Origin of the sequence: Amycolatopsis sp. NBRC 101858 (assembly GCF_030269325.1) — a bacterium.
Classification (GTDB): Bacteria; Actinomycetota; Actinomycetes; order Mycobacteriales; family Pseudonocardiaceae; genus Amycolatopsis; species Amycolatopsis ponsaeliensis.
Window position 1 is genome coordinate 1,887,030 of sequence record NZ_BSTD01000001.1, and the last position, 25,091, is coordinate 1,912,120.

The 25,091-nt window shown below is 70.3% G+C and carries 26 protein-coding genes; 16 read left to right on the plus strand and 10 right to left on the minus strand.

The window, feature by feature from the left end:
* Positions 1 to 14 precede the first annotated feature (14 nt).
* From QSK39_RS09085 to nicT, 4 genes are all read left to right on the plus strand, one after another.
* Positions 15 to 1,736: a serine hydrolase domain-containing protein gene (locus tag QSK39_RS09085; protein ID WP_285477974.1), complete on the plus strand. Its 1,722-nt coding sequence runs from the start codon at positions 15 to 17 to the stop codon at positions 1,734 to 1,736.
* Positions 1,737 to 1,947: 211 nt separating this feature from the next.
* Complete coding sequence (locus QSK39_RS09090) at positions 1,948 to 2,949, plus strand: MurR/RpiR family transcriptional regulator (protein WP_285477172.1); 1,002 nt, start codon at positions 1,948 to 1,950, stop codon at positions 2,947 to 2,949.
* Between the two features lie 20 nt (positions 2,950 to 2,969).
* Entirely contained in the window at positions 2,970 to 3,899 is a 930-nt protein-coding gene (locus QSK39_RS09095; RefSeq protein WP_285477173.1) for an N-acetylmuramic acid 6-phosphate etherase, read from the plus strand.
* Between the two features lie 52 nt (positions 3,900 to 3,951).
* A complete protein-coding gene (gene nicT / locus QSK39_RS09100) occupies positions 3,952 to 5,040 on the plus strand; it encodes a Nickel transporter NicT (RefSeq protein ID WP_285477174.1) in 1,089 nt (362 codons plus the stop codon).
* On the opposite strand, the gene QSK39_RS09105 is transcribed toward nicT, so the two are convergent.
* Positions 4,973 to 6,169 (minus strand): MFS transporter, encoded by a 1,197-nt coding sequence (locus QSK39_RS09105; protein ID WP_285477175.1) that lies wholly within the window; start codon positions 6,167 to 6,169, stop codon positions 4,973 to 4,975. The two genes, nicT and QSK39_RS09105, sit on opposite strands and share 68 nt — an antisense overlap.
* Before the next feature lie 61 nt (positions 6,170 to 6,230).
* On the opposite strand from QSK39_RS09105, the gene QSK39_RS09110 reads away from it, so the two are divergent.
* Positions 6,231 to 6,536 (plus strand): ArsR/SmtB family transcription factor, encoded by a 306-nt coding sequence (locus tag QSK39_RS09110; protein WP_285477176.1) that lies wholly within the window; start codon positions 6,231 to 6,233, stop codon positions 6,534 to 6,536.
* Here the strand turns inward: QSK39_RS09110 and QSK39_RS09115 are convergent.
* Both QSK39_RS09115 and QSK39_RS09120 read right to left on the minus strand, forming a co-directional pair.
* Positions 6,533 to 7,255, minus strand: a complete 723-nt coding sequence (locus QSK39_RS09115) for a Fic family protein (protein WP_285477177.1) — start codon at positions 7,253 to 7,255, stop codon at positions 6,533 to 6,535. The genes QSK39_RS09110 and QSK39_RS09115 overlap by 4 nt on opposite strands.
* A complete protein-coding gene (locus tag QSK39_RS09120) occupies positions 7,248 to 7,745 on the minus strand; it encodes a phosphoribosyltransferase (protein WP_285477178.1) in 498 nt (165 codons plus the stop codon). The genes QSK39_RS09115 and QSK39_RS09120 overlap by 8 nt, the downstream gene beginning before the upstream one ends.
* A gap of 113 nt (positions 7,746 to 7,858) precedes the next feature.
* Between QSK39_RS09120 and QSK39_RS09125 the strand changes: the two genes are divergently transcribed.
* The 3 genes from QSK39_RS09125 (at position 7,859) to QSK39_RS09135 (ending at position 11,182) form a co-directional block, all read left to right on the plus strand.
* Complete coding sequence (locus tag QSK39_RS09125) at positions 7,859 to 8,461, plus strand: GNAT family N-acetyltransferase (protein ID WP_285477179.1); 603 nt, start codon at positions 7,859 to 7,861, stop codon at positions 8,459 to 8,461.
* Positions 8,462 to 8,561: 100 nt separating this feature from the next.
* Positions 8,562 to 10,544, plus strand: coding sequence for an acetate--CoA ligase (acs, locus tag QSK39_RS09130; protein ID WP_285477180.1), 1,983 nt, complete (start codon positions 8,562 to 8,564; stop codon positions 10,542 to 10,544).
* Between the two features lie 143 nt (positions 10,545 to 10,687).
* Positions 10,688 to 11,182: a DUF6319 family protein gene (locus QSK39_RS09135; protein WP_285477181.1), complete on the plus strand. Its 495-nt coding sequence runs from the start codon at positions 10,688 to 10,690 to the stop codon at positions 11,180 to 11,182.
* 110 nt (positions 11,183 to 11,292) lie between these two features.
* On the opposite strand, the gene QSK39_RS09140 is transcribed toward QSK39_RS09135, so the two are convergent.
* Positions 11,293 to 11,634: a cupin domain-containing protein gene (locus tag QSK39_RS09140; RefSeq protein WP_285477182.1), complete on the minus strand. Its 342-nt coding sequence runs from the start codon at positions 11,632 to 11,634 to the stop codon at positions 11,293 to 11,295.
* A gap of 129 nt (positions 11,635 to 11,763) precedes the next feature.
* Between QSK39_RS09140 and QSK39_RS09145 the strand changes: the two genes are divergently transcribed.
* A complete protein-coding gene (locus tag QSK39_RS09145) occupies positions 11,764 to 12,495 on the plus strand; it encodes a VIT1/CCC1 transporter family protein (RefSeq protein ID WP_285477183.1) in 732 nt (243 codons plus the stop codon).
* On the opposite strand, the gene QSK39_RS09150 is transcribed toward QSK39_RS09145, so the two are convergent.
* A complete protein-coding gene (locus tag QSK39_RS09150) occupies positions 12,492 to 13,949 on the minus strand; it encodes a peptide MFS transporter (protein WP_285477184.1) in 1,458 nt (485 codons plus the stop codon). The two genes, QSK39_RS09145 and QSK39_RS09150, sit on opposite strands and share 4 nt — an antisense overlap.
* Before the next feature lie 187 nt (positions 13,950 to 14,136).
* Between QSK39_RS09150 and nhaA the strand changes: the two genes are divergently transcribed.
* The 3 genes from nhaA to QSK39_RS09165 are packed head-to-tail and all read left to right on the plus strand — an operon-like array spanning position 14,137 to position 16,800.
* Positions 14,137 to 15,315, plus strand: coding sequence for a Na+/H+ antiporter NhaA (gene nhaA / locus QSK39_RS09155; protein ID WP_285477185.1), 1,179 nt, complete (start codon positions 14,137 to 14,139; stop codon positions 15,313 to 15,315).
* A gap of 59 nt (positions 15,316 to 15,374) precedes the next feature.
* The gene (locus QSK39_RS09160; RefSeq protein WP_285477186.1) at positions 15,375 to 15,875 is read left to right on the plus strand and encodes a phage holin family protein; all 501 of its coding nucleotides are present in this window, start codon (positions 15,375 to 15,377) and stop codon (positions 15,873 to 15,875) included.
* A 4-nt stretch (positions 15,876 to 15,879) separates the two neighbouring features.
* On the plus strand, positions 15,880 to 16,800 hold the full coding sequence (locus tag QSK39_RS09165; protein ID WP_285477187.1) for an alpha/beta fold hydrolase: 921 nt from the start codon (positions 15,880 to 15,882) through the stop codon (positions 16,798 to 16,800).
* Here the strand turns inward: QSK39_RS09165 and QSK39_RS09170 are convergent.
* Complete coding sequence (locus QSK39_RS09170; RefSeq protein WP_285477188.1) at positions 16,793 to 17,881, minus strand: FAD-dependent monooxygenase; 1,089 nt, start codon at positions 17,879 to 17,881, stop codon at positions 16,793 to 16,795. The genes QSK39_RS09165 and QSK39_RS09170 overlap by 8 nt on opposite strands.
* Positions 17,882 to 17,992: 111 nt before the next feature.
* Here QSK39_RS09170 and QSK39_RS09175 point away from each other — a divergent pair, with 111 nt between their 5' ends.
* On the plus strand, positions 17,993 to 18,874 hold the full coding sequence (locus QSK39_RS09175; protein WP_285477189.1) for a GntR family transcriptional regulator: 882 nt from the start codon (positions 17,993 to 17,995) through the stop codon (positions 18,872 to 18,874).
* Here QSK39_RS09175 and QSK39_RS09180 read toward each other — a convergent pair.
* From QSK39_RS09180 to nth, 4 genes are read right to left on the minus strand one after another with little or no spacing between them, the layout of a single operon-like run.
* On the minus strand, positions 18,871 to 20,055 hold the full coding sequence (locus tag QSK39_RS09180; protein ID WP_285477190.1) for a MarP family serine protease: 1,185 nt from the start codon (positions 20,053 to 20,055) through the stop codon (positions 18,871 to 18,873). The two genes, QSK39_RS09175 and QSK39_RS09180, sit on opposite strands and share 4 nt — an antisense overlap.
* A 4-nt stretch (positions 20,056 to 20,059) precedes the next feature.
* Positions 20,060 to 20,758, minus strand: a complete 699-nt coding sequence (locus QSK39_RS09185) for an NUDIX hydrolase (RefSeq protein ID WP_285477191.1) — start codon at positions 20,756 to 20,758, stop codon at positions 20,060 to 20,062.
* Entirely contained in the window at positions 20,755 to 21,363 is a 609-nt protein-coding gene (locus QSK39_RS09190; protein WP_285477192.1) for a TlpA family protein disulfide reductase, read from the minus strand. The genes QSK39_RS09185 and QSK39_RS09190 overlap by 4 nt, the downstream gene beginning before the upstream one ends.
* Entirely contained in the window at positions 21,360 to 22,043 is a 684-nt protein-coding gene (gene nth, locus QSK39_RS09195; protein WP_285477976.1) for an endonuclease III, read from the minus strand. The genes QSK39_RS09190 and nth overlap by 4 nt, the downstream gene beginning before the upstream one ends.
* A 226-nt stretch (positions 22,044 to 22,269) precedes the next feature.
* Between nth and QSK39_RS09200 the strand changes: the two genes are divergently transcribed.
* The 3 genes from QSK39_RS09200 to QSK39_RS09210 all read left to right on the plus strand — a co-directional run bounded on the left by QSK39_RS09200 (position 22,270) and on the right by QSK39_RS09210 (position 25,010).
* On the plus strand, positions 22,270 to 22,521 hold the full coding sequence (locus QSK39_RS09200; RefSeq protein WP_013230551.1) for a hypothetical protein: 252 nt from the start codon (positions 22,270 to 22,272) through the stop codon (positions 22,519 to 22,521).
* Between the two features lie 149 nt (positions 22,522 to 22,670).
* Positions 22,671 to 23,345 (plus strand): Crp/Fnr family transcriptional regulator, encoded by a 675-nt coding sequence (locus tag QSK39_RS09205; RefSeq protein WP_003081747.1) that lies wholly within the window; start codon positions 22,671 to 22,673, stop codon positions 23,343 to 23,345.
* A 414-nt stretch (positions 23,346 to 23,759) separates the two neighbouring features.
* A complete protein-coding gene (locus QSK39_RS09210; RefSeq protein ID WP_502873252.1) occupies positions 23,760 to 25,010 on the plus strand; it encodes an MFS transporter in 1,251 nt (416 codons plus the stop codon).
* Positions 25,011 to 25,091: the final 81 nt, after the last annotated feature.

Genomic DNA, 25,091 nt, shown 5'->3' on the forward strand with positions numbered 1-25,091 from the left:
CCGCGGCCACCGGAGTGCTGGTCGCGCTGACCACGTTGACCTCGGGAGCCAGCGCCATCACCGGACGCCACGACGCCGGCCGCTTCGACCGGCCGCAGCAGGGCTTCGCCCCGTCGTGGACGACCCTGCACGACGGCAAGCCGAAGGAAGTCAACCTCGACCCGGCGCCGATCAAGGCCGCCGAGGACTTCCTCGCGAGCTGGACGAAGCCGGACGCCACCGGGCACCCGCACTTCTCCGGCGCGGTCGGCCTGCTGGCCCACGACGGCGTGGTCGTCGACCGGTACGCCGTCGGCGGCGCGCTGCGGTACGCCGACGCCGCGGGCACCGAACTGCCCGCCGACCAGCAGGTCCCGATGCGCAACGACACCATCTTCGACATGGCGTCGATCTCGAAGCTGTTCACCTCGATCGCCGTGCTGCAACTCGTCGAACGCGGTCAGCTCACCATCGACACCCCGGTGAGCCGGTTCTTCCCGGAGTTCGCCACCGGCGACAAGGCCGCCATCACGATCAAGATGCTGCTCACGCACGTCTCCGGGTTCGACGCCGACCCGATCCCGTCGCTGTGGGCCGGCTACCCCGACATCCCCTCCCGCCGGCAGGCGGTGCTCGACAGCCCGCTGAAGAACAAGCCGGGCACGACCTACCTCTACTCCGACATCAACCTGCTCACCCTCGGCTTCATCGTCGAGAAGCTGACCGGGCAGCCGCTGGACAAGGTGGTCCACGACCGGATCACCGCGCCACTGGGCATGGTCGACACCGGGTACAACCCACCGGCGTCGAAGCTGAACCGGATCGCCGCGACGGAGTACGAGGCCAATCCGCCACGCGGGATGGTGCGCGGCAGTGTGCACGACGAGAACGCGTGGTCGCTCGGCGGCGTCGCCGGGCACGCCGGGGTGTTCAGCACCGCGAACGACATGGCCACCCTCGCCCAGACGATGCTCAACGGCGGCAGCTACCGCGGGCACCGGATCCTCCGCGAGGACACCGTGCGGCAGATGATGCTGACGAACTACAACCAGCAGTTCCCGGACGACGCGCACGGCCTGGGCTTCGAGCTCGACCAGCCCTGGTACATGGGCGCGCTGGCCTCCCCGGTCACCGCCGGGCACACCGGCTTCACCGGGACGACGCTGGTCATCGACCCCGAGTCGCGTTCCTTCGCGATCCTGCTGACCAACCGCGTGCACCCGAGCCGGAACTGGGGCTCGATCAACACCGCGCGCCAGGTGTGGGCGACGTCGCTGGCCAGGGCGATGGCCGTCGAACCCCAGGTCGGGAAGGACGCGTGGACGAGCACGCTGGGTAACGCGAGCGCCGCCACGCTGAGTACCCGCCCGTTTACTACGCAAAGTGATCAAGCACGGGTGTCCTTTTACGCCTTCGTGGACACCGAGGGAAGTACAGATCCATTACAGCTGCAAGCGTCCACCGACGGGGTGAACTGGCAACCGATCGCGCTATCGGTTTCCGGGCCGGGCGCACCCTCCGGAGATGTGACGTCGCTCTCCGGACACGGGCACCGTGCCTGGTGGAAGGCGAGCGGCGCGGTACCCCAGGGCGCGTCGGTGAGCCTCAGGTGGCGTTACAGCACCGATCCGAACTACACGGGCCGCGGTGTTTCGGTCGACGGTGTGAAAGTCACCGAGAGCGGCCGATCACTCCTCGACGGTGAACGGAACCCCGCCGTTTTCGTCGCAGAGGGTTGGCAGTTGAGCGCACGGTGACAGCCCTGTCGCACGGCGTCGAACTTCCGGCTCAGTTAACCGTCTCCTTGCCGTTTGCACCGCGACACTAAGTTGCCAAGTCGTTAGCTTGACCTCGTTAACAAGACCGACCTGGTTGGCGACTTTCTGGTCAGTGATTAATCGCAAATCCAGATCCGCAGACACGGACGGGTTGCGATCCGACCGAAGGGTGTGGGTAGCCTTGTCGCAGATGCCAACGGTTAGTAACTTTCCGACGGTGAGTGATACCGAATCCGTAGTCGGCACGGCACCGTCCGAAGCCGTAGCGGTCCAGACGGCCGTGCGGGACGCGGACTCCAGCCCGCTGGTGCGGATTCGGTCCTTGCTCCCCGGCCTGGCCCGCGCCGAGCAGCGCGTGGCGAAGGTGGTGCTGGAGGATCCCGCGCACGTCGCGAGACGCAGCATCACCGAAGTCGCCTTGGCCGCGAACACGAGTGAAACGACGGTGACACGCTTCTGCAAGGCGGTCGGCGTCGGCGGGTACCCGCAGCTGCGCATCGCGCTGGCCGCGGACACCGCTCGCACCGAGGCGCGCACCACGCGCAACCTCGGCGGCGAGATCGGACCCGACGACGACCTGGCGGCCGTCATCGGGAAGGTCAGCTTCGCCGACGCGCGTGCCGTCGAAGAGACGGCCGACCAGCTCGACGTCGCCACGCTGGAGCGCGTGATCGAGGTCGTCGCGAGCGCCGGCCGCGCGGACGTCTACGGCGTGGGCGCCAGCGCGTTCGTCGCCGCGGACCTGCAGCAGAAGCTGCACCGCATCGGCCGCGTGTGCTTCGCGTGGTCGGACACGCACATCATGCTGACCTCGGCCGCGGTGCTGAGCCCGGGAGACGTCGCGATCGGCGTTTCGCACACCGGGGCGACCACCGACACCGTCGAGGCGCTGCGGGTGGCCCGGGAGCACGGCGCGATCACCATCGCCGTGACGAACTTCCCGCGGTCCCCGATCACCGAGGTGGCCGACTACGTTTTGACCACGGCGGCGCGGGAAACCACGTTCCGTTCGGGGGCCACGGCGAGCCGCATCGCCCAGCTCACCGTCATCGACTGCCTGTTCATCGGGGTCGCGCAGCGGCACATGGACGCGTCGGTCAACGCTCTGGACGCCACCCGGGACGCGGTCGGCTCGCACCGCTTGGGGGTCAGGCCGGACGGCCGTCGCCGTCCGCGGGAAACCGGCAAGTAATGACGGAAAAAGTGAGGCGCATGATGACCGTCCCCACGCAGGCGGTGCACGTCGATTCGCCGACCGAGACCCGCAATCCCCGCACCACGGACATCGACCTGATGTCCACCGCGGGGATCCTGGGCGCGATCAACGCCGAGGACCGCACGGTCGCCGGCGCCGTGGCCGAGGTGCTGCCGCAGGTGGCCCGCGCGGTGGACTACGCGGTCGACGCCCTGCGGGCGGGCGGCCGGGTGCACTACGTCGGCGCGGGGACGTCCGGGCGGCTGGCCACGCTGGACGCGGCCGAGCTGGTGCCGACGTTCAACGTGCCGGCGGACTGGTTCATCGCGCACCACGCCGGCGGCGAGCGCGCGCTGCGCCAGGCCGTCGAAAACGCGGAGGACGACGACGGGGCCGGCGCGGCCGAGATGGCCGCCATGGTCCAGCCGGGCGACTTCGTGCTGGGGCTGACGGCGTCGGGCAGGACGCCGTACGTCTTGGGCGCGCTGCTGGCCGCGTCGCGCCAGGGTGCCCACACCGGCCTGGTGTCGGGCAACCCGAAGGCCGCCAAGCCGGCGGGCGTCGACGTGCTCATCGCCGTCGACACCGGCCCGGAGGCGATCGCCGGGTCGACCCGGATGAAGGCGGGCACGGCGCAGAAGATGATCCTCACGTCGTTCTCCACGGCGACGATGATCAAGCTGGGCCGCACCTACTCGAACCTGATGGTCAGCATGCGGGCGACGAACGCGAAGCTGCGCGGCCGGACCATCCGGATCCTGCAGGAAGCCACCGGCATGACGATGGCGGACTGCTCGGACGCGCTCACCGAGGCCGGGGGCGACCTCAAGGTGGCGCTGGTGCACTTGCTCTCCGGGGAAGACGTCAAGAGCGCCGCGAAGGCGCTGCACGTCTCCGGCGGGCACGTCCGGAAGGCGCTGGATCTGGTGCGGGTGCGCGCGAGCTAGACCTTCATCTGTTCACCTGTCTACCCTCTCAGATGAGGGAAGGCGGGTGGCGATGGCGGGCACAGAGGACTCGCGGCGCGGGCTTTCGCGCCGCGAGTGGGTGTCGATCGGCGGGATGGCGGGGTTCATCCTGCTCCTCAACGTCGTGGGCTGGGTGGTGCTGGCGGTCTTCGTCGCACCCCAGCACTACGCGCTGGGCGCGTCCGGTGTCTTCGGGATCGGCCTCGGCGTCACGGCCTTCACCCTCGGCATGCGGCACGCGTTCGACGCCGACCACATCGCCGCGATCGACAACACCACCCGCAAGCTGATGGCCGACGGCCAGCGGCCGCTGTCGGTCGGGTTCTGGTTCTCCCTCGGGCACTCGACGATCGTCTTCGCGCTGTGCCTGCTGCTTTCCCTCGGCGTCCGCGCGCTGGCCGGGCAGGTCGAGGACGACTCGTCGGCGCTGCACGACGCGACCGGCATCATCGGGACGTCGGTGTCCGGCGTGTTCCTGTACGTGATCGCGATCCTGAACCTCGTCGTGCTGATCGGCATCCTGCGGGTGTTCCGGCGGATGCGCCACGGCGAGTTCGACGAGGCCGCGCTGGAGAACCAGCTGAACAACCGCGGCGTGATGAACCGCCTGCTGCGCGGCGCGACGAAGTCCGTGCGCAAGCCGTGGCACATCTACCCCGTCGGCGTGCTGTTCGGCCTGGGCTTCGACACCGCGACCGAGATCGGGCTGCTGGTGCTCGCCGCCGGCGCCGCCACGTTCGCCCTGCCCTGGTACGCGATCCTCGTGCTGCCGATCCTGTTCGCCGCCGGGATGAGCCTGTTCGACACGGTGGACGGCTGTTTCATGAACTTCGCCTACGGCTGGGCGTTCGCGAAGCCGGTGCGCAAGATCTTCTACAACATCACGGTGACGACGTTGTCGGTCGCCGTCGCGTTCGTCATCGGCACGATCGAGCTGGTGTCGATCCTCGCCGAGAAGCTGGACATCACGTCGGGGCCGCTGGCCGCGATCGCGTCGGTGGACCTGGACTACGTCGGCTTCGGGATCGTCGGGTTGTTCGTGCTGACGTGGGTCATCGCGCTGGCGGTGTGGCGGTTCGGGCGGATCGAAGAGAAGTGGTCGGCGAAGCTGAGCGGGTGACGCACAGGGCGAGCGCGGCGACGGCGGCGACCGCCCCGGCCGGCCCGACCCACGCCGGGCCCGCGGCGGCGAGGACGACTCCGCCGAGCGCCGAACCGAGCGCACCGCCGACGTAGATCGCCGAGCCGTTCACGCCCAGCGCGACGGTCGGGACGTCCGGCGCGATCGTGAAGAGCCGGTACTGCTGCGGCACCATCAGCATCCCGCCGAAGGCGCCGGCGAACACGGCGAACAGCAGCGCGCCGGGCAGGGACAGCACGGCGAGGTCGACGACGGCGAGCACCACCGCGGTGCCGGCCAGCGAAAGCGCGCGGACCCGCGCCGGACCGAGGCGGTCGGTGGCGTGGCCGGTGGCCGTCGTCCCGGCGAGCTGGCCGAGCCCGAAGCCGACCAGCACCCACGACAGCACGGCGCCGCTCGCGACCGGGGCGACCAGCACCGGCAGGTAGACGAACACGGTGAACCCGGCGAGCGTGCCGAAGACCGTCACCACCAGGACGCGGGCGACCGCCGGCCGCACGACGACGGCGAGCCGCTCGCGCAGCCCGGCCGCGGGCACGCGGACCTCGGGGATGATCGGGATCAGCACCGCGACGACGACCGCGACCACCCCGATCCCCCACATCACCGCGCGCCAGCCGAACCACTGCCCGGCGAGCACGCCGATCGGGACGCCGAGCACCATCGACACGCTCATCCCGGCGGCGACCGTGGAGAGGGCGCGGCCGCGGCGCTGTTCGGACGAGAGCGCGCCGGCGAGGACGTAGGCGTTGGACTGGAAGGCGGCGGCGCCGATCGCGGCGAGCACCCGCGCGAGGGCGACCACGGCGAACGAGGTGCCGAGCGCCTGCCCGGCCATGCCGACGGTGAACAGCACCATGCCGCCGGCCAGCACCCACCGCCGGTCCCAGGTACCGGTGAACGCGGCGATGAGCGGGGACGCGACCGCGTAGGTCAGGGCGAAGACGGTGGCGAGCTGGCCCGCGACGGACTCCGTCACGTGCAGGTCGGCGGCGATGACGGGCAGCAGGCCGTTGAGCACGAACCCGTCGGTGCCGACGGTGAACGTGCCCACCGCGAGGACGAGCAGGACCCCCAGTCGATCATTAGATGATCGTCGAATCGTCATACGGTCATGATGGAGCTATACTTCGATCGTTGTCAAACGATCCAACTGTTGGGAGGCCGCGGTGGCCCGGACGCTGCCCCAGCCGGCGAGCGAAGCAATCGAGATCGTGACGGTGCTGCAGGCCTTGGCCGATCCCGTGCGCCTCGAGATCGTCCGCGAACTGGCTCAGGAGACCGAGCCGCGCAGCTGCGCGCTCGAGGAGTACGACGTCGACATCACGGCCGCGACGCTGTCGCACCACTGGCGCGTGCTGCGCGAAGCCGGCTTGACCACGACGACCGTCGAAGGCCGCCGGCGGTGGATCGTGCTTCGGCGTGACGACCTGCAGGCGCGGTTTCCCGGCCTGCTGAACGCCGTTCTGTCTTAAGAAGCCGCGTCGGAAATGCTCTTCGCTTCGCGCGCCCCCGCTTCGAACGCTTCGCAGCAGAAGAGCAGCCAAGCGCGTACGCCCTCGGGCTCCCCGCTCGCAAATCCTTCAGCCGCTTCGAGATAACGCGGCACGCGACGGAAGAACGCGACTTCGGGAATGCTCAAGGCCTTTGGATCCAAGCCCGTCGCGACCATCGTCAGCCGGGCGGCCGCGCGAGCCACGACGCCGTCCGCGCTGCCGAAAGGCTTGAGCGCCAACAGTTCCCCGTGCACGACCGCCGTCAAAACCGGGCCCGGCACGGACGTCGCGCCCGTCACCAGCTGAGCGAGCATTTCCAGGCGGCCGCCGCCGGAATGCGGGCGCCCCAACGCATCCGGGTCCGCGACGAGGTCCGCCGCGGCCAGGACGTGCAAGCGCGCCAGTGCCTGCATCGGTGCCCGGCGCCACGTCGGGAGCAGCGTCTCCAACGTCTCCGCGACCCGGAGCGAGCCGGCGAGGATCGGGTCGTCGACCGCGCCGTCGGCGGGCAGTTCCGGGTTCGCGCCTTCGATACCGGCCGACGCGCGCGCCGCGCGGACCGACGCTTCGGCCGCCGTCGCCGCGCCGCCGCGGAGGTTGGCGGGGAGGCGGTGGACCGCGAACACCGCGTCCTGCGCGGACTTCGCGGCCGCCGCGACGCCTTCGAGGTCGAGGAGCGGCTTGAGCGGATCAGGCATCGAGGACCTGGCCTTCGCGGGAGACCACGGGCGGCAGCACCGACCACGGGAAGTTGATCCAGCGGTCGGTGTGCCGCCAGACGTACTCGCACTTGACCGTGGAGTGCGGCTTTTCGTAGACGACGGCCGAGCGCACCTCGGCGACGTGCTCGACGCAGAAGTCGCGCACCAGCTTGAGCGTGGCGCCGGTGTCGGCGACGTCGTCGGCGATCAGCACCTTCTTGCTCGTCAGGTCGACGACGTTGGGCACCGGCGGCAGCATCACCGGGAGGTCGAGGCGCTGGTCGACGCCGGTGTAGAACTCGACGTTCATCACGTGCAGGTTCTTCACGTCGAGCGCGTAGCCGAGCGCGCCGGCGACGAACAGCCCGCCGCGCGCGATGGACAGGATGAGGTCCGGCGCGAAGCCGTCGTCGGCGATGGTGTGAGCCAGTTCACGGCTCGCCGTGCCGAACAGCTCCCAGCTCAGCTCTTCCCGCTCTTCGGCCATCGATCTCGCCCCTTCGTCGTGGTCAGCCGAGCATAGGCAACGCCGAAGTGGACTTTGGAAATGCTCGAAAATTGGCTATCAGGGAAAGCCAATATCGAGTTTACGGTGGTCACGTGAGCGACTGGAGCACCCGACCGACCCTGTCCGGCAAGCACGTCCGCCTGGAGCCGCTGACGGCCGAGCACGCCAAGGGCCTGTTCGAGGCCGGCGCCGACCCGGGCATCTGGGCGTGGCTGAGCATCCGGCAGCCGGGGGATCTTCCCGCGGCCGAGCGGATGGTCGAAGACGCGCTCGCCGACCCCGACCGGCGGCCCTTCGCGCAGATCGACGTCTCATCCGGCCGCGTCGCCGGGACGACGTCGTACTACCAGGTCGTCGAGAAGCACCGGATCCTCTCGATCGGGCACACGTGGATCGGCGCGGACTGGCAGCGCACCGGGCTGAACACCGAGTCGAAGCTGCTGCTGCTCACCCACGCGTTCGAAACCCTTGACGCGCAACGGGTCTGCTGGGAGACCGACATCCGCAACCTGCGCTCGCAACGCGCCATCGAACGGCTTGGCGCGCTTCGCGAGGGCGTGCTGCGCGCGCACCGGATCCGGCCGGACGGCTCGTCGCGCGACACCGTCACCTATTCGATGCTGGCACCGGAGTGGCCGGCGGCGAAGGCGCGGCTGAACGAACGCTTAGTCACCGGGCCTCGCCTGGCTCGGTGAAACGACAGGGCAACGTGGGTGCAACCTTTTACAAGGCGGACTAACGTCGCTAGCGTGCCGCTAGCCGTCATGTCGGCGCACTACAGGAGGCCTTGCAACCATGACCGAGCAGTCCCCCGCACTGGACAACCTGCTCACCGAGAGCCGCACGTTCCCGCCCAGTGACGAATTCGCTGGCCAGGCCAATGCGAAGGCCGATCTCTACGCCGAGGCGGACGCCGATCGCGAAGCGTTCTGGGCCAAGCAGGCGGAGCGGCTGACGTGGGACACGAAGTGGACCACGGTACTGGACTGGACCAATGCGCCCTTCGCGAAGTGGTTCGTCGGCGGCAAGCTGAACGTCGCGTACAACTGCGTCGACCGGCACGTCGAGTCCGGGCACGGCGACCAGGTCGCGATCCACTGGGTCGGCGAGCCGGGTGACACGCGGGACATCACCTACGCCGAGCTGAAGACCGAGGTTTCCAAGGCCGCCAACGCACTCACGTCGCTGGGCGTCACCGCCGGCGACGTCGTCGCGATCCAGCTGCAGATGGTTCCCGAGGCCATCTTCGCGATGCTCGCGTGCGCGCGGATCGGCGCGCTGCACAACGTCGTCTTCGGCGGCTTCTCGCCGACGGCGCTGCGGGCCCGCGTCGACGACGCCGCCGCGAAGATCGTGATCACCTCCGACGGCCAGTTCCGCCGCGGCAAGGCCGCGCCGATGAAGGCCAATGTCGACGAAGCGCTCGAAGGCGCCGAGACCGTCGAAAAGGTCATCGTCGTGCAGCGCACGGGCGACCAGCTCGAGGGCGACGTCCCGTGGACCGACGGCCGCGACCTCTGGTGGCACGAGCTCGTCGACGGACAGTCCGAAGAGCACACTCCCGAAGCCTTCGACAGCGAGCACCCGCTGTTCATCCTCTACACGTCTGGGACGACCGGGAAGCCCAAGGGCATCCTGCACACCTCCGGCGGCTACCTGACGCAGACGGCGTACACGCACCACAACGTCTTCGACCACAAGGCCGGCGAAGACGTCTACTGGTGCACCGCCGACATCGGCTGGATCACCGGCCACAGCTACATCGTCTACGGCCCGCTCGCCAACCGCGTCACGCAGGTCGTCTACGAAGGCACGCCGAACACCCCGCACGAGGGCCGGCACTGGGAGATCGTCCAGAAGTACAAGGTCTCCCTCTACTACACCGCCCCGACGCTGATCCGCACGTTCATGAAGTGGGGCGCGGAAATCCCGGAGAAGTACGACCTCTCGTCGCTGCGGGTGCTGGGCTCGGTCGGCGAGCCGATCAACCCCGAGGCGTGGATCTGGTACCGCGAGAACATCGGCGCGGGCAAGGCGCCGATCGTCGACACGTGGTGGCAGACCGAGACCGGCGCGATCATGATCTCGCCGCTGCCCGGCGTCACCTCGACCAAGCCGGGTTCCGCGCAGAAGGCGCTGCCGGGCATCTCCGCGAAGGTCGTCGACGACACCGGCACCGAGGTCGCCCACGGCGGCGGCGGGTACCTGGTGCTCGACAAGCCGTGGCCGTCGATGCTGCGCGGCGTCTGGGGCGACGAGGAGCGCTTCCGGGACACCTACTGGTCGCGGTTCAAGGACCAGGGCTTCTACTTCGCCGGCGACGGCGCGAAGTACGACAACGACGGTGACGTCTGGCTGCTCGGCCGCGTCGACGACGTGATGAACGTGTCCGGCCACCGCATTTCGACGACCGAGGTCGAGTCGGCGCTGGTTTCGCACCCGACGGTGGCCGAGGCCGCGGTCGTCGGCGCGACCGACCCGACGACCGGCCAGGGCATCGTCGCGTTCGTCATCCTGCGCGGCAACGCCGTCGACGGCGGCGAGGAGGCCATCCAGGCGCTGCGCAACCACGTCGCGAAGGAGATCGGGCCGATCGCGAAGCCGCGGCAGATCATGGTCGTGCCGGAGCTGCCGAAGACGCGCTCGGGCAAGATCATGCGCCGCCTGCTGCGTGACGTCGCGGAGAACCGGCAGGTCGGCGACGTCACCACGCTGGCCGACTCGTCGGTGATGGACCTGATCTCGTCGGGCCTGAAGTCGGGCAAGTCCGAGGAGTGAGCTAGCGTTCCTCTTGTCAGAGCCCTTCCGGCTTCGCGCCGGGAGGGCTCTTTCATGAACCCCCCGAGCGGCGCACTTCGAACGCATGTTCTACACTGTGCCGCGAACCACACCCCCTTCCCGGGCAAGGAGACGACACGACGATGACCGTGGATGTCCTGACGCACGACGAGGAAACGGCCGAAGCTCCGGCGACCACCGAGGCGCCGGCCACCGACGTTCCCGCCGCCGAGGCGACGACCGTCACCGAGTCCGCGTCCCCGGCCGCTTCGGACGACTCGGCTCCCGCCGAGCCCGCCGCCGAAGAGGCCCCCAAGCCGAAGCGTGGCCGCCCGAAGGGTGCGGCGACCGCGTCGACGGCGAAGAAGACCCGCACGGTCGAGCTGATCCTGACCGTCACCGGCACCGCCGATGGCGAGTGGCAGGCCGAGCTGAAGAACGGCTCGAAGTGGGTCGCGAAGGGCCTGGAGATCCCCGCCGCCGCGGTGTCGCGCGCGGCGAAGGAGCTGCACTCCGACCTGTCCGGCCCGATCGACGAGGTGATCAACCAGGCCCGCGAAGCGCAGGCCGCGAAGGTCGCCGCGCTCGAAGCCGAGCTCGAGAAGGCCAAGCAGGCCCTCGCCGAGCTGGACGCCTGAGCTTCATCCCAGGAGACGCCCGGTTCCGCCTCGAGCGGGGCCGGGCGTTTCCGCTTTCCAGGGTCGGCTCGCGTACCCGGACAGTCGGCTCGCGTACCTGGAGGGTCGACTCAGGCGATCGGGGGGCGCCCGGGCAGGGGTGACTTGAACTCGACCCACATCGAGTCCGTCAGGGCCTCCACGTGGTGGTCCACCCCGCGCGGGTGCAGCACCGAATCCCCCGGCTCCAGCACCGCCTCGGCGCCGTCCACCGCGCCGCGCAGCTTGCCCGACAGGACGTAGACGATCGAGTCGTGGTCGTGCGCATGGGTCGGGGACGCCACGCCGGCCGGGTAGTGGATCAGGTACGCCAGGCCGCTCTCGGCCGTCTCCAGCAGCCGGAAGCGGCCCTCGCCGCCCCGGAGCGGCAGGCCCTCCACCGTCTTCAGCGGCTGCCACACTTGCTCGTCCATGCCGCCCATGATGACCCAGAACCGCTGAGTCCACACAGGACTCGCTTAGGTTAGGCACGCGTTAATTAGGCGAACCTGACCCAAATCGGAGGTCTCGCCACGATTCTCCGTTCGTGTTTCACTGGTCCGGTGACCGAAACGATTGACGGTGACGCCGTGGAGCACGCCGCGCACGAACCGCACCAGGACGTGGGCGGGAAGCTGAACTGGCTGCGGGCCGGGGTTCTCGGGGCGAACGACGGGATCGTGTCCGTCGCCGGGATCGTCGTCGGCGTCGCCGGCGCGACCACCGAAAGCACCACGATCCTCACCGCGGGAATCGCCGGGCTCGTCGCCGGCGCGTTTTCCATGGCCGGCGGGGAATACGTCTCCGTGAGCACCCAGCGCGACACCGAACAGGCCTTGCTCCGGCTGGAAAAGCAGGAGCTCAAGACGATGCCGGAGGCCGAGGAGCGCGAGCTGGCGGGGATTTACGAGGAAAAGGGCCTTTCGCCCGACCTGGCCGCCCAGGTCGCTCGTGAACTGACCGAAAAGGACGCCCTGCACGCGCACGCGGAAGCCGAGCTCGGCATCGACCCGGACAACCTGACGAGCCCGTGGCAGGCGGCCTGGGCGTCCCTGCTGGCGTTCTCGGTCGGCGCGCTGCTGCCGATCCTGTCCATCGCCTGGGCCGGCGTCTCCCTGCGGGTGTGGGCGTGCGCGGCCGCGGTCGTCGTCGGCCTCACGCTGACCGGGTGGGTCAGCGCGAGGCTCGGCGACGCGAACGTGGGGCGCGCGATCCTCCGCAACGTCGGCGTCGGCGCCCTCACCATGGTGGTGACCTACTTCGTCGGGGTGATCTTCGGCGTCACCGTGGGCTAGTGCACGCCCTTCATCAGCTTGCGGATGAAGGGGATGCCCAGGAACAGCAGGATGCCGACGCCGATCGCGACCCCGCCGACCGTGCTGAAGTACGGCGCTTCGTCGTCGACCGAGTAGTACTCGGCGAGCTTGCCGGACATCGCCGTGCCGAACGAGATCGACAGGAAGTTCAGCGCGACCATCTGCGTCCGGAACGCCTCGGGTGCGAGCTTCGTCGAGAGCGACAGCCCGACCGGGGAGAGGCACAGCTCGGCGATCGTGAAGACGAACAGGATGCCGACCATCGCGAGCATCGGGCTCGCGTTCTTGCCGCTGCCCACCATCGGCAGGAACAGCAGGAACGCCGCGCCCATCAGCACCGTCCCGAGGACGAACTTCATCGGCGTCGACGGCTGGCGCTCGCCGAGCTTCGTCCACAGGGCCGCCAGCACCGGGGCGAACACGATGATGAACACCGGGTTGATCGAGTTGACCCAGGACACCGGCAGCTCCCAGCCGAACAGGCTCCGGTTCAGCCGCTGGTCGGTGTAGGCCGCGACGACCGTGAACTGCTGCTGGTAGAGCGAGAAGAACACCGCGCTGGCGATGAACATCGGGATGAACGAGAACACCCGGCTGCGCTCGTCGCCGGTGATCTTGCTGCTGGTCAGGATGACGAGGAAGTAGATCACCGAGATCACGCCGACCACCCACACGACGACGTCGGCGAGGTTGCCCGGGTTGACGACGCCGGTCAGCACCAGCACCACGATCGCGGCGACCAGCAGGAGGGCGGCGCCGACCGCGAGCGCGCGCTGCGACGACGGCAGCGGGTTCGGCACCTCCTTGGCCTTGTCGCCGAGGTTCTTGCGGCCGACCGTGTACTGGATCAGGCCGAGCGCCATGCCGATCGCGGCGAGGCCGAAGCCGAGGTGGAAGCCGACCTCCGTCTGCGCGAGCCCGGTCAGCAGCGGCCCGACGAAGCCGCCGAGGTTGACGCCCATGTAGAAGATCGTGAAGCCGGCGTCGCGCCGCTCGTCGCCTTCGGCGTAGAGCGTGCCGACGATCGCCGTCGCGTTGGACTTCAGCCCGCCACTGCCGACGGCGACGCAGACCAGGCCGACGCCGATGCCGCCCAGGCCCGGCAGCAGCGCCAGGCTGATGTGGCCGATCATGATCAGCACGGCGCTGTAGAACAGCGTGCGTTCGGAGCCGAGCAGCCGGTCGGCGACCCAGGCGCCGATGACGGCGGAGAGGTAGACCAGGCCGCCGTACGCGCCGACGATGCCGAGCGCGGACTCCTGCGCCAGGCCCAGGCCACCCTGTTCGACCTTGTAGTAGAGGTAGATCGGCAGGATGCCGAGCATCCCGTAGTAGGAGAAGCGCTCCCACATCTCCACGCCGAAGAGGTTCGCCAGCCCTCGTGGGTGCCCGAAGAACCTCGTGTCCTGCTGGACCTCGGTAGAGGTGCTCACAACTCTGTCTTCCTTTGTCTCGGACTTCGTTGTCGCTTGGCATGCTATGAGCACACCGTGTGACCCACCACCGGCACCCGGTGTGGCGGTCGCCATAACGGTCCGTGACAAAGAGACGTTAAAATTTCACCAAGGTGCGCCGGGAAGCCTGGTCGGCAACAGTGACCAGCGACCCCAGGAGCTGCCCGTGTCCCGCCCGTTGACCGAGTTCGCGCGCTACCTGCGCACCGAAACCACCGGCGGGCTCATCCTGCTGGCGGCCACCGCCGTTGCCCTGATCTGGGCGAATTCGCCACTGCGGGACAGCTACCACGCGGTGCGCGACTTCCGGCTCGGCCCGGAGCTCCTCCACCTGAACCTCACGATCGGTGACTGGGCGAAGGACGGCCTGCTCGCGCTCTTCTTCTTCGTCGCCGGGCTGGAGCTCAAGCGCGAGCTCGTCATCGGCGAGCTGTCCCGGTTCAAGCAGGCCGTGCTGCCGATCGTGGCCGCGCTCGGCGGCATGGTGGTGCCCGCGCTCGTCGCGCTGAGCGTCGGCTGGGGAACGCCGGGCATCGAGCGGGCCTGGGCGATCCCGGTCGCCACGGACATCGCGTTCGCCCTCGGCGTGCTGGCCCTGACCGCCTCGAACCTGCCCTCGAGCGCGCGGGTGTTCCTGCTGTCGCTGGCCGTCGTGGACGACCTCGGCGCGATCGTCGTCATCGCCGTGCTGTTCACGACCGGCTTCGACCTGGTCGCGGTGGCCGTCGCCGTCGTGGCGCTGGCGCTGTACGCCTTCCTGCAGCACCGCCGCGTCCGGACGCCGTGGCTGTACGTGCCGCTCGCGCTGGTCACCTGGGTCGCGGTGCACTCGGCGGGCATCCACGCGACGATCGCCGGCGTCGCGCTGGGCCTGCTCACCCGCGTCCGCGCCGACGAAGGCGAGGCCGAGGCTCCGGCGCTGCGCTTGGAACACCGGCTCCAGCCGTGGTCGGCCGCCGTCGCCGTGCCGGTGTTCGCGCTGTTCGCGGCGGGCATCTCGGTCAGCGGCGACGCGCTGGGCGCGGTGTTCACGACGGCGTTGCCGCTCGCGATTCTCGCCGGGCTGCTCGGCGGCAAGGTCGTCGGGATCTTCGGGGCGAGCCTCCTGGCGGTCCGGCTCGAGCTAGCCGAGAAACCACGCGGGATGGGCTGGCGGGACATGGCCGCGTTGTCCGTGCTCGGCGGGGTCGGGTTCACGGTCAGCCTGCTGATCGCCGACCTGGCCCTGCCGACGGAGGCGAGCGAGCTGGCCAAGGCGGCGGTGCTGATCGCGTCCGCGCTGGCTTCCCTGCTGGCGGCGGCGATGCTGCTGAAGCGGAGCCGGGTGCACGCCGAGAGGGATTGATCCACGACACTCGGCTACGCCGCCGCGCCCGGTTTCGGGACACATGGCACGATGACCCGGTGAGCAGCCCCAAGCACGAACGCACCGGCCCCGACGGCGTGGGGGCCGTGCCTTACCTCCCGCTGTCCTCCGACTCCGACGTCCCCGGCGACCAGTCGCTCGGCAGGCTCGTCGGCGACGCGACCCAGCACATCTCGACCCTGGTCCGGGCCGAGATGGAGCTCGCGAAGTCCGAGCTGGTCGGCGAGGTGAAGAAGGGCCTCAAGGGGGCCGTCTACTTCCTGATCGCGCTGACCGTCCTCCTGTACAGCTCGTTCTTCTTCTTTTTCTTCCTCGCCGAAGGCTTCGCGGACTGGTTCCGGTCGCTGCACCGCTGGGGCGCGTTCGGCATCGTGTTCGCCGTGATGCTGCTGGTCGCGGGCGCGGCCGGGTTCCTCGGCTACCGCAAGGTGAAGAAGTTCAAGGCACCGGAGCGGACGATCGCCAGCGTCAAGGAGACCGCCGCCGCGCTGAAGCCGCAGAAGGCGCCCGACGCCGACCTGACCACCACCCGCGACTGAGGCGGTGCCCGCGTCCCCCGACCCGTCGAGCGTCCGGCTCGACGGCCCGTGGGCTCATCGCGACGTGTCCGCGAACGGCATCCGGCTGCACGTCGCCGAGCTCGGCGAGGGGCCCGTCGTGGTGCTGCTGCACGGGTTCGCCGAGTTCTGGTGGACCTGGCACCACCAGCTGCGGGCCCTGGCCGACGCGGGATTCCGCGCGGTCGCCGTCGACCTGCGCGGCTACGGCGACTCGGACAAGCCGCCGCGCGGCTACGACGCGTGGACGCTCGCCGGGGACGTCGGCGGCCTGATCAAGTCACTCGGCGCCCGCCGGGCGCACCTCGTCGGCCACGCGTGGGGCGGCATGCTCGCGTGGACGGTCGCGTCCCTGCACCCCCGGCTCGTGTCGTCGGTGACGGCGATCGGCGCCGCCCACCCGCTCGCGCTGCGGTCCGGGGCCGCCCGCCCGTGGCGTGGCCAAGGACGGGCGGCCGGGCACCTCTTCCGCTTCCAGGTGCCGATGGCGCCGGAGAAGTGGCTCGTGAAGGACGACGCCCAGGCCGTCGCGGATCTCTTCGGCGGCTGGGCCGGGAGCCGATGGCGGTCCACTTCGGACTTCGCCGACAGCGTCGAGGAGTTCCGGCACGCGATGCTCGTGCCCGGGGTCGCGCACAGCGCGCTCGAGTACTACCGCTGGGCGTTCCGCGCGCAGTTCCGCGGCGAAGGCCGCCGGTTCACCGAGGCCGTCGGCGGCCGGATCACCGCGCCGACGCTGCAGCTGCACGGCGCCGACGACCCCTGCATCCTCCCCGAGACGGCGACGTCGTCCGTGCGCTGGGCGGGCCCGCACGCCGAGCCGGAGCTCTGGCCGGGCGTCGGGCACTTCCCGCACCTCGAGGCGCCGGACCGCACGTCGGCGGCCCTGGTGGACTTCCTCAAGTGAGGTCGATGGCGTTCTTCGCCCGCTCGACCGACTCCTCTGCCGGACCGCCCGTCGGGTTCTCCGTGGCCAGCGCCTGGTTGAGCTCGACGAAGGGCCGCATCCGGCTCTCATAAGCGGCGAACGCGGCTTCGTGCTCCGCGCGGCCCAGCTCCTGGGCGAGGACGTACGCGCCGACCAGCGCGAGGCTCGTCCCCTGGCCGGAGAGCGCCGACGCGCAGTAAGCGGCGTCGCCGAGCAGCACGACCCGGCCGGCCGACCAGCGGTCCAGGTGGATCTGCGCCATCGCGTCGAAGTAGAAGACGTCCGCGGCGGCCATCGCCTCCAGCAGCTTCGGCACCTCCCAGCCGACCCCGCCCAGCCGTTCGGCGACGAGCCGCTTCTGCCCGTCGACGTCCTGGCGGGGCAGCGGGTCCGAGCCGAAACCTAAGGTCACGCGCAGCTCGGTGTTGTCCCGGACCGGGTAGATCGCCCCGCCGGTCTCCTCGTGCCGGAACCAGACCTGCCAGTCCTCGAGGCCCAGGAAGTTCGGCGCCGGGAAGATCGCCAGGTACTGGCCGAGGTGGCGGACGAACTCCTCCTCCGGCCCGAAGGCCAGCCGCCGCACCGCCGAGTGCAGGCCGTCCGCGCCCACGACCAGGTCGAACGTCCGGAAGCCGCCGTGCTCGAACTCGACGCGCACGCCGTGCGGCTCTTCGGTCAACGCCGTGACCGAGTCGCCGAAGACGTACTCGACGTCGGTCGCTTCGTGCAGGATCGCGACGACGTCGTCGCGCAGGATCTCGAAGTCGTCGCTGTCGAGCCGGCCGCTGCTGTAGGTGAACTCCTCGGACCGGAACAGCTCCTGCCCGGCACCGTCCACCATCGACATCCCGCGCATCCGGGTGCGCAGCGCACGCATCCGCTCGCCCAGGCCCATCCGGTCGACGACGTCGAGCGCGACGCCGCGCACGTCGATCGCCTGGCCGCCGGTCCGCGGGCCGGACGCCCGCTCCACCACGGTCACCTCCCAGCCGGCGCGCGCCAAAAACCACGCGAGGGTCCCGCCGGCGACGCCGGCCCCCGAGATCAGGACGTTGCGCATTTCGTGCCTCCAGAGTCGTACACTTCTTGCCATCACTCTGGAGTTCCAGCAGTTCACCAGCAAAATCTGTGCTAGCACAGATGGGTATCTGTCCTAGTACAGGAGGCAGCCGTGAAGTACCTGGCCATCGCCGAAGAACTGCGGGGCCGGATCACGCGCGGCGAGCTCTCACCGGGCGCGCGGGTTCCCTCGACCCGGCGGCTCGCGACCGACCACGGCGTCGCGATGGCGACCGCGGCGAAGGCGTTGACGCTGCTGAACCAGGAAGGGCTGGTGCACGCCGAACCACGGTCCGGCACGGTCGTCAGCGGCCGGGAACGCCGTGGCACCCAGCGGGGGCTGACCCGCGAGCGGATCGTGCGGACGGCGATCGCCATCGCCGACACCGAGGGGCTCGGCGCGCTGTCCATGCGCGGGGTCGCCGCCCGTCTCGGCGTCGCGGCGATGGCGCCGTACCGGTACGTGCGGGGCAAGGACGAGCTGGTGCTGCTCATGGCCGACGCCGCGTTCGGCGAACGCGGCTACCCGGCGAAGCCGTCCGGCGACTGGCGTGACCGGCTGACGCTCGGCGGCCGCACGCTCTGGTCGCTCTTCCGGCGGCACCCGTGGCTGGCGCAGCTCGGGCCGATCACCAGGCCACTTCCGCTGCGCAACCTCGCCACGCACGGCGAATGGGCGCTGTCGGCGCTGTCCGAACTGGACGTCGACGCGGCGACGCTGTGCGACCTGCACGTCCTGTTCTTCGGCCACATCCAGGGGATGGCGGTCCACCTGGAGCGCGAGCAGAGCGCGCTGGCGGCGTCCGGGCTGACCGAAGAGGACTGGATGGACCACCAGGGGCCGGCCGTGCTGGCGATGGCGGCCGGGCACCCGACGTTCGCCAAGATGCTCGCCGAGCTGTCCGAGACCGGCTACGACCTCGTCCTGGACGACATCTTCGAATCGGGCCTGCGGGCGCTGCTGGACGGCCTCGCGCTGCGCTACGGGCGTTAGGCCGCGCAGGAGCCGGTGGACACGTTCGTCGACTGCGACGGCGCCGCGTCGACCTCGGCCCGCACCTGCTCGGCCGTGAGCGTGAAGCCCGTCTCCGGGTCCTCGACCGCCGCCCCGAACACGACGCCGATGACCTGGCCGTCCGGGGTCACCATCGGGCCGCCGGAGTTGCCGCTGCGGATCTCCGCGCGGACCGTGAAGACGTCCCGCTGCACGGTGCTGGCGTCGTAGATGTCCGGGCCGCGCAGGTTGATCCGGCCGCGCACGCGGGCCGGCGTCGCCCGGTACGGGCCGTCGAGCGGGTAGCCGAGCACGATCGCGCTGTCGCCCGCGGTGGCGGTTTCCGCCGCGAACCGCAGCGCCGGGGCCCGCAGCCGCGGCACGGCGAGCACCGCGATGTCGACCTCGGGGTTGAAGTAGACGACGCGCGCCGGGTAGTCGCCCTCCGTCGTCTCGATGCCGACGGTGTCGGTGCCGGCCACGACGTGCGCGTTCGTCATCACCCGCTGCGGCGAGATCACGAACCCGCTGCCCTCCAGGGACCGCGAGCACGAGCTGGCGCTGCCGCGGATCTTGACGACGCTGCCGTGCAGCTGCTGGACGGTCGCGCTGCTCTGCAGCGCCGGGTCCGGCGGCGAGGTGTCGGCCGTCGGGGCCTTCTGGAACGGGTCGACTATCGACGGGAAGCCGGACGCGTCGAGCAGCTTGCGCAGCTGGCTCGGGAAGCCCTGCGCGGCTTCCGGCATGGCGTCGTTGACCTTGCCGAGCACCACCGAGCCGTTGATCGCCTTGGCCAATCCGGGCAGGCCGGACACGGTCGTCAGCGGCGTCGCGATCAGCCACGCCACGATGAAGACGACGAGGGCCTGCACGACCGCGCCGAGCGTCTTGTCGACGCCGGACAGCTTGTCCGGGTTGATCTTCTGGCGCAGCCGGCGCCCCACGTACACGCCGAGCGCCTCGCCGAAGGCGACCAGGAACACGACAGTCGCGACGGCGAAGGCGACCTTCCACACCGGGTCGTCGAAGAACGAGACGACGACCGGCGCGAGCTTGATCCCGGCGAGCGCGCCGAGCACCACGCCGACCAGCGACGGCAGCGCGACGATCACCCCCTGGTATGCGCCGGACACCGCCGCCAGCACGGCCAGCAGCAAGACCAGCACATCGACCCAGTTCACGTCGTCACTCCCCGCCTGTCAGGCGTGCCCGGAAGGCCGCCAGCGCCTCGTCGAGATCCCGGACGTCGCCGGTGTCCCATTCGCGCTCCCAGCCTCCCAGGCCGAGCAGGACGGACAGCAACCCGGCGGTGAACCCCCAGACGAACAGGCCGCCGACCTCGAAGGCCGGGCCCTTCCACGGCATGCCGGCCTTCTGGATCATGAACCGGTTGGCCGGGTCGACCAGGTCGGCGATCGCGACGCGCGCGACGGACGCCGTCTCGGCCGGGTCGACCGCGTGCACCGGGGACGGCTCGGCCCAGTGCGCCAGCACCGGCGTCACGGCGAAGCCGGACACCGGGACGAACAGCTCCGGCAGCACCGCGACCGGGCGGACGCCGGACGGGACCACGCCGGTTTCTTCTTCGGCCTCGCGCAGCGCGGTGCCGACCGGGCCGCCGTCGCCGTCCTCGGCGCCGCCGCCGGGGAACGCGACCTGCCCGGCGTGCGAGCCCAGCGTGTCGGCCCGGCGTTGCAGCAGGACGTCGGGCTCGCCGTCGGCTTCGCGCTCGCCGAAGAGGATGAGCACGGCCGCGGCGCGCGTGTAGGCGGCCTCGGGCGGGCTGAACCGCGTGAACGTCTTCGAGTCGACCTCGGCACTCACCTTGACCAGCGGCCGGAGCCACTCGGGCACCGACTCCGGCTCGACCAGTGGTCCGATCACGATGCTCCCTCGACTGCCGCGCGCACCTGGTCAGTGTTCCCGAAGGTGCGTGGATTCGCGATGAACCGCACCTCGCCCGCGGCGGTGACCAGGTAGGACGCCGGCAGTGACGAAGGCACCTTCAGCGCCGTCCGGACGGGCCCGCTCGGCCCGTCGCCGTCGAACACCGACGGTAGGTGCACGCCCAGCTCGGCGAGGAGGTTCAAGCCGTCCTCCGCCGGGCTCTGGACCTGGACGCCGAGCACGCGCGCGGCACCCGGCTGCTTCGCGTACTCCTGGAGCACCGGCAGCTCGGCCCGGCACGGCTGGCACCAGGACGCCCACACGTTGACCAGCACCGGAGCCCCGGCGAGGGCCTTGCCGACGTCGACGCTCGCGCCGTCGCCGAGGCAGTCCGCCTCGACGCCTTCGAGCTGCTTCACCGGCTGCGCGGGACCGGCCGCGGGGCACGGCTGGAGCGCCGCCGCGGACCGGGCCGGCGCCAGGGCTCCGGAATCTCCGGTCGGCTTCGCGGCGCTGTCGTCACCCCCGCGGGGCAGCAGCGCGACGATGAGCGCCACCGCCAGCACGGCGGCGGCCAGCGCCCATTTGGTGACGGTCGTCACCGGGGCGCCGCCAGCGCCAGGATGTGGTCCTTTTCAACGCCTTTGACCAGCTTCGCGGCTTCTTCGAACCCGGTCGGGCCGGTGCCGTACGACGGGCAGTCCTTGGCCAGCGGGCAGGCACCGCAGGCGGGCTTCTTGGCGTGGCAGACGCGCCGGCCGTGGAAGATCACCCGGTGCGAGAGCATCGTCCACTCCTTGCGGGGGATCAGCTCGCCGACCGCGTGCTCGACCTTGACCGGGTCCTCCTCGGCCGTCCAGCCCCAGCGCCGGACCAGCCGGCCGAAGTGGGTGTCGACGGTGATGCCCGGGACGTCGAAGGCGTTCCCGAGCACGACGTTGGCGGTCTTGCGGCCGACGCCGGGCAGCGTGACGAGGTCGTCGAGCTTGCCGGGGACCTCGCCGTCGAAGCGCTCGACCAGCGCCGCGCCGAGGCCCATCACGGAGTTCGCCTTGGCCCGGTAGAAGCCGGTGCTGCGGAGGTACTCCTCCAGCTCGGTGCGGTCGGCGCCCGCGTAGTCGGCGGCGGTCGGGTAGCGCTTGAACAGCGCGGGCGTGACCAGGTTCACCCGGACGTCGGTGGTTTGCGCGGACAGCACGACCGCGACGAGCAGTTCCAGCGGAGTGGTGAAGTCGAGCTCGCAGTGGGCGTCCGGATACACGTCGTCGAGGCAACGCTTCATCCGCCTGGCGCGTCTCACCAGAGCTAACCGGCTTTCACCAGCGCCCTCACGGGGGGCGTTCGTGGTGGCAGGTGGCACCCCGATAGCCTACGGGCGCCGTCGGACGAGCCGGTCAGTGCACCGGTGGACGACCGACACGCCAGAGCACCACCTCGGCGCAGTTTCCGGCCGCCATGAGCGAGGATCTGGAGTAGATGCTTCCCACCGATACTTTTGGGGTCCGGTCATGACCGTCTGGTTCGTCATCCTGGTCCCCCTGGTGATCATGTTCTTCGCGCTCTTCATGGAGCGCGTGGAAAGCAGGCTCAAGCACGTCGCGGTGCAGGAAAACGAGGTCGAAGAGTTCCTCGAGCAGGCGCAGCCCAACGAGGTCAGGGCGCTCTACGGGCACGGCATCGGCCGCGCGCTGGAGCTGTTCCGGCTGCGTAGGCTGGGCGGACGGGCGGCCAGGCTACGCGCGCGACGCGTGCGGAGTTAGGCTCCACGTTCGAACGAGATCATCTGGCGGGCGCGCGCGTCCGGCAGGCGATCTCGCGAGTACGCCCTAGACTGACGCGCAAGTGATCGGCGTCACGCACTTCCAGCCACGGAGGTGCGTGAACGTTTCTCGACGAGGAGGCACCCGAGGTGGATGAAACCCTGGCCCGTGCGGGCATTTTCCAGGGTGTGGAGCCGGCAGCGGCGGAGGCGCTGGCCCAGACCTTGGAATCCGTGGAGTTCCCCCGCGGCCATGTCATCTTCAACGAGGGTGAACCCGGCGACAAGCTGTACATCATCCAGTCCGGCAAGGTGAAGATCGGCCGCAAGTCCCCGGACGGCCGCGAGAACCTGCTGGGCATCTTCGGCCCGTCCGACATGTTCGGCGAGCTGTCCATCTTCGACCCCGGCCCCCGGACGTCGAGCGCGACCACCGTCACCGAGGTCCGCGCGGTCACCATGGACCGCCCGGCCCTGCGGCAGTGGATCTCGACCCGCCCGGAGATCGCCGAGCAGCTGCTGCGCGTGGTCGCGCGCCGCCTGCGCCGGACGAACAACATGGTCGCGGAACTGATCTTCACCGACGTCCCCGGGCGCGTGGCGCGGGCGCTGCTGCAGCTCGCCCAGCGGTTCGGCAGCCAGGAGGCGGGCCTGCTGCGGGTCACGCACGACCTGACGCAAGAAGAGATCGCCCAGTACGTCGGCGCTTCGCGCGAGACCGTCAACAAGGCGCTCGCCGACTTCGCCCACCGCGGCTGGCTGCGGCTCGAGGGCAAGAGCGTGCTGATCCTGGACCCGGAGCGGCTGGCTCGCCGCGCCCGCTGAGTCTTCTCACGAAGAAGGCCCCCTCACCTGGGTGAGGGGGCCTTCTTCGTTGGTCTTTTGATCAAAAACAAAGAGCCGGGCGCCACCCCCGACGTGGCGCACCGGCTCTTCGTTTGTCGCGCGGACCATCCCCCGACGATCCGCGCTCCCCGCCCTCCGGGCCAGGCCCCGACCCATATGCCGGAGGGAGCTGGGTTCTCTGCTGTTGTTCAACCATCACGGCCCATACCCACGAATTCAAGGCCATTCACTCTCAAGGACGCCATGCCCGCTGTTTTGTTGCACGAGTCCACGGAGAATATCGTGAGTGTTACCTGATCGAGACCTCACCTGATCCACTTCCAGTCTGCCGGTGAGGCACCTGACCGTCAAATAAGTGGTACTCACGTACCACTCTGCGGCATACTGGTACTCGTGTCCCACTCCGAAGGTCGTACGTCCCTGGCCGACTACCGCAGCGCGCTGACGACCCGCGCGGCCCGGCGGCCTGCCTTCGCGTCCGTGCTCGCCCGCCTGCCCATCGCCATGATCGGCATCTCGGCGCTGCTCTACGTCCAGCGCGAGACGGGTTCTTTCGCCGCGGCCGGGCTCGTCTCGGCCGGTTCACTCGTCGGGGTGTCGGTGGGCGCGGTGATCCAGGGCCGGCTGATCGACCGGTTCGGCCCGACGCGGCCCCTGCTCGTCGTCGCGGTCACCTTGGCGCTGTCGATGACCGCGCTGGTGACGGCGATCGAGTCCCACGCGCCCACGACCCTGCTGGTCGCGTTCGGTTTCCTGACCGGCCTGTCGGAACCGATGGTCGGCTCGGCGTCCCGGGCGCTGTGGGCCCGCCTGCTCCCGCCGGGTGGCGCGCGCAACGCGGCGTTCTCGTACGAGGCGATCAGCATGGAGGTGTTCTTCATCCTGGGTCCGGGCGTGGCCGGGCTGCTGGTGCTGGCGCCGTGGGCGGGCACCGGGCTGGTGCTGGGCGTGGCGCTGCAGTTCACCGGCGCGGTGATGTTCGCGCTGAGCCCGGCGGTGCGGGCGTGGCGGGCTTCCCCGGGATCCGGCGGTTCGCTGCTGGGCGCGCTGGCGAGCCCGGGCATGCGGACGCTGGCGCTGGCCGCGCTGGGTTTCGGCGTGGTGATCGGGTTCGTCGAGGTGGCGGTCCCGGCGTCGGCGACCGAGGCGGGCTCCCCGTCGTTCGGCGGGTTGCTGCTTTCGGCGTGGTCGTTGAGTTCGGTGGCGTTCGGCGTGGCGTACAGCCTGCGCCCGTGGCCCCGCCGCATGGGCCTGCGGTTGCCGGCCCTGCTCGGCGCGTTCGGGGCGCTGGTGGCGCTGCTCGCGTGGCCGTCGTCGCTGTGGGGCCTGGCACTGATGATGCTGCTGGCGGGGGCGTTGATCACGCCCCAGTCGACGGCGCACTCGTCGGCGATCGAGCTGGTGGCCCCGGCCGGGACGGCGGCGGAGGCGTTCGGCTGGGTGCTCACGGCGGTGACGCTGGGGTTGGCTGCCGGGCAGTCGATCAGCGGGTACGTGGTGGAGCATGCGGGGCCGTCGATGGCGTTTTTGGCGGCGAGTGTGGCCGGGTTGGTGCTCGCGGTGGCGGTTTGGCTGCTGCGGGGGACGGTCCGGGAGCCCCGGCTGGCAGCGACGGCTTCGGAGCTGGTCGGCGCGGGCCGGTAGGTCCGGCGCGGTTGGGAGGTCTGCCGCAGCCGGTTGAGCGGCAGACGGCTCGCAGCCCGGGATGCTCAACCCGATTTACGC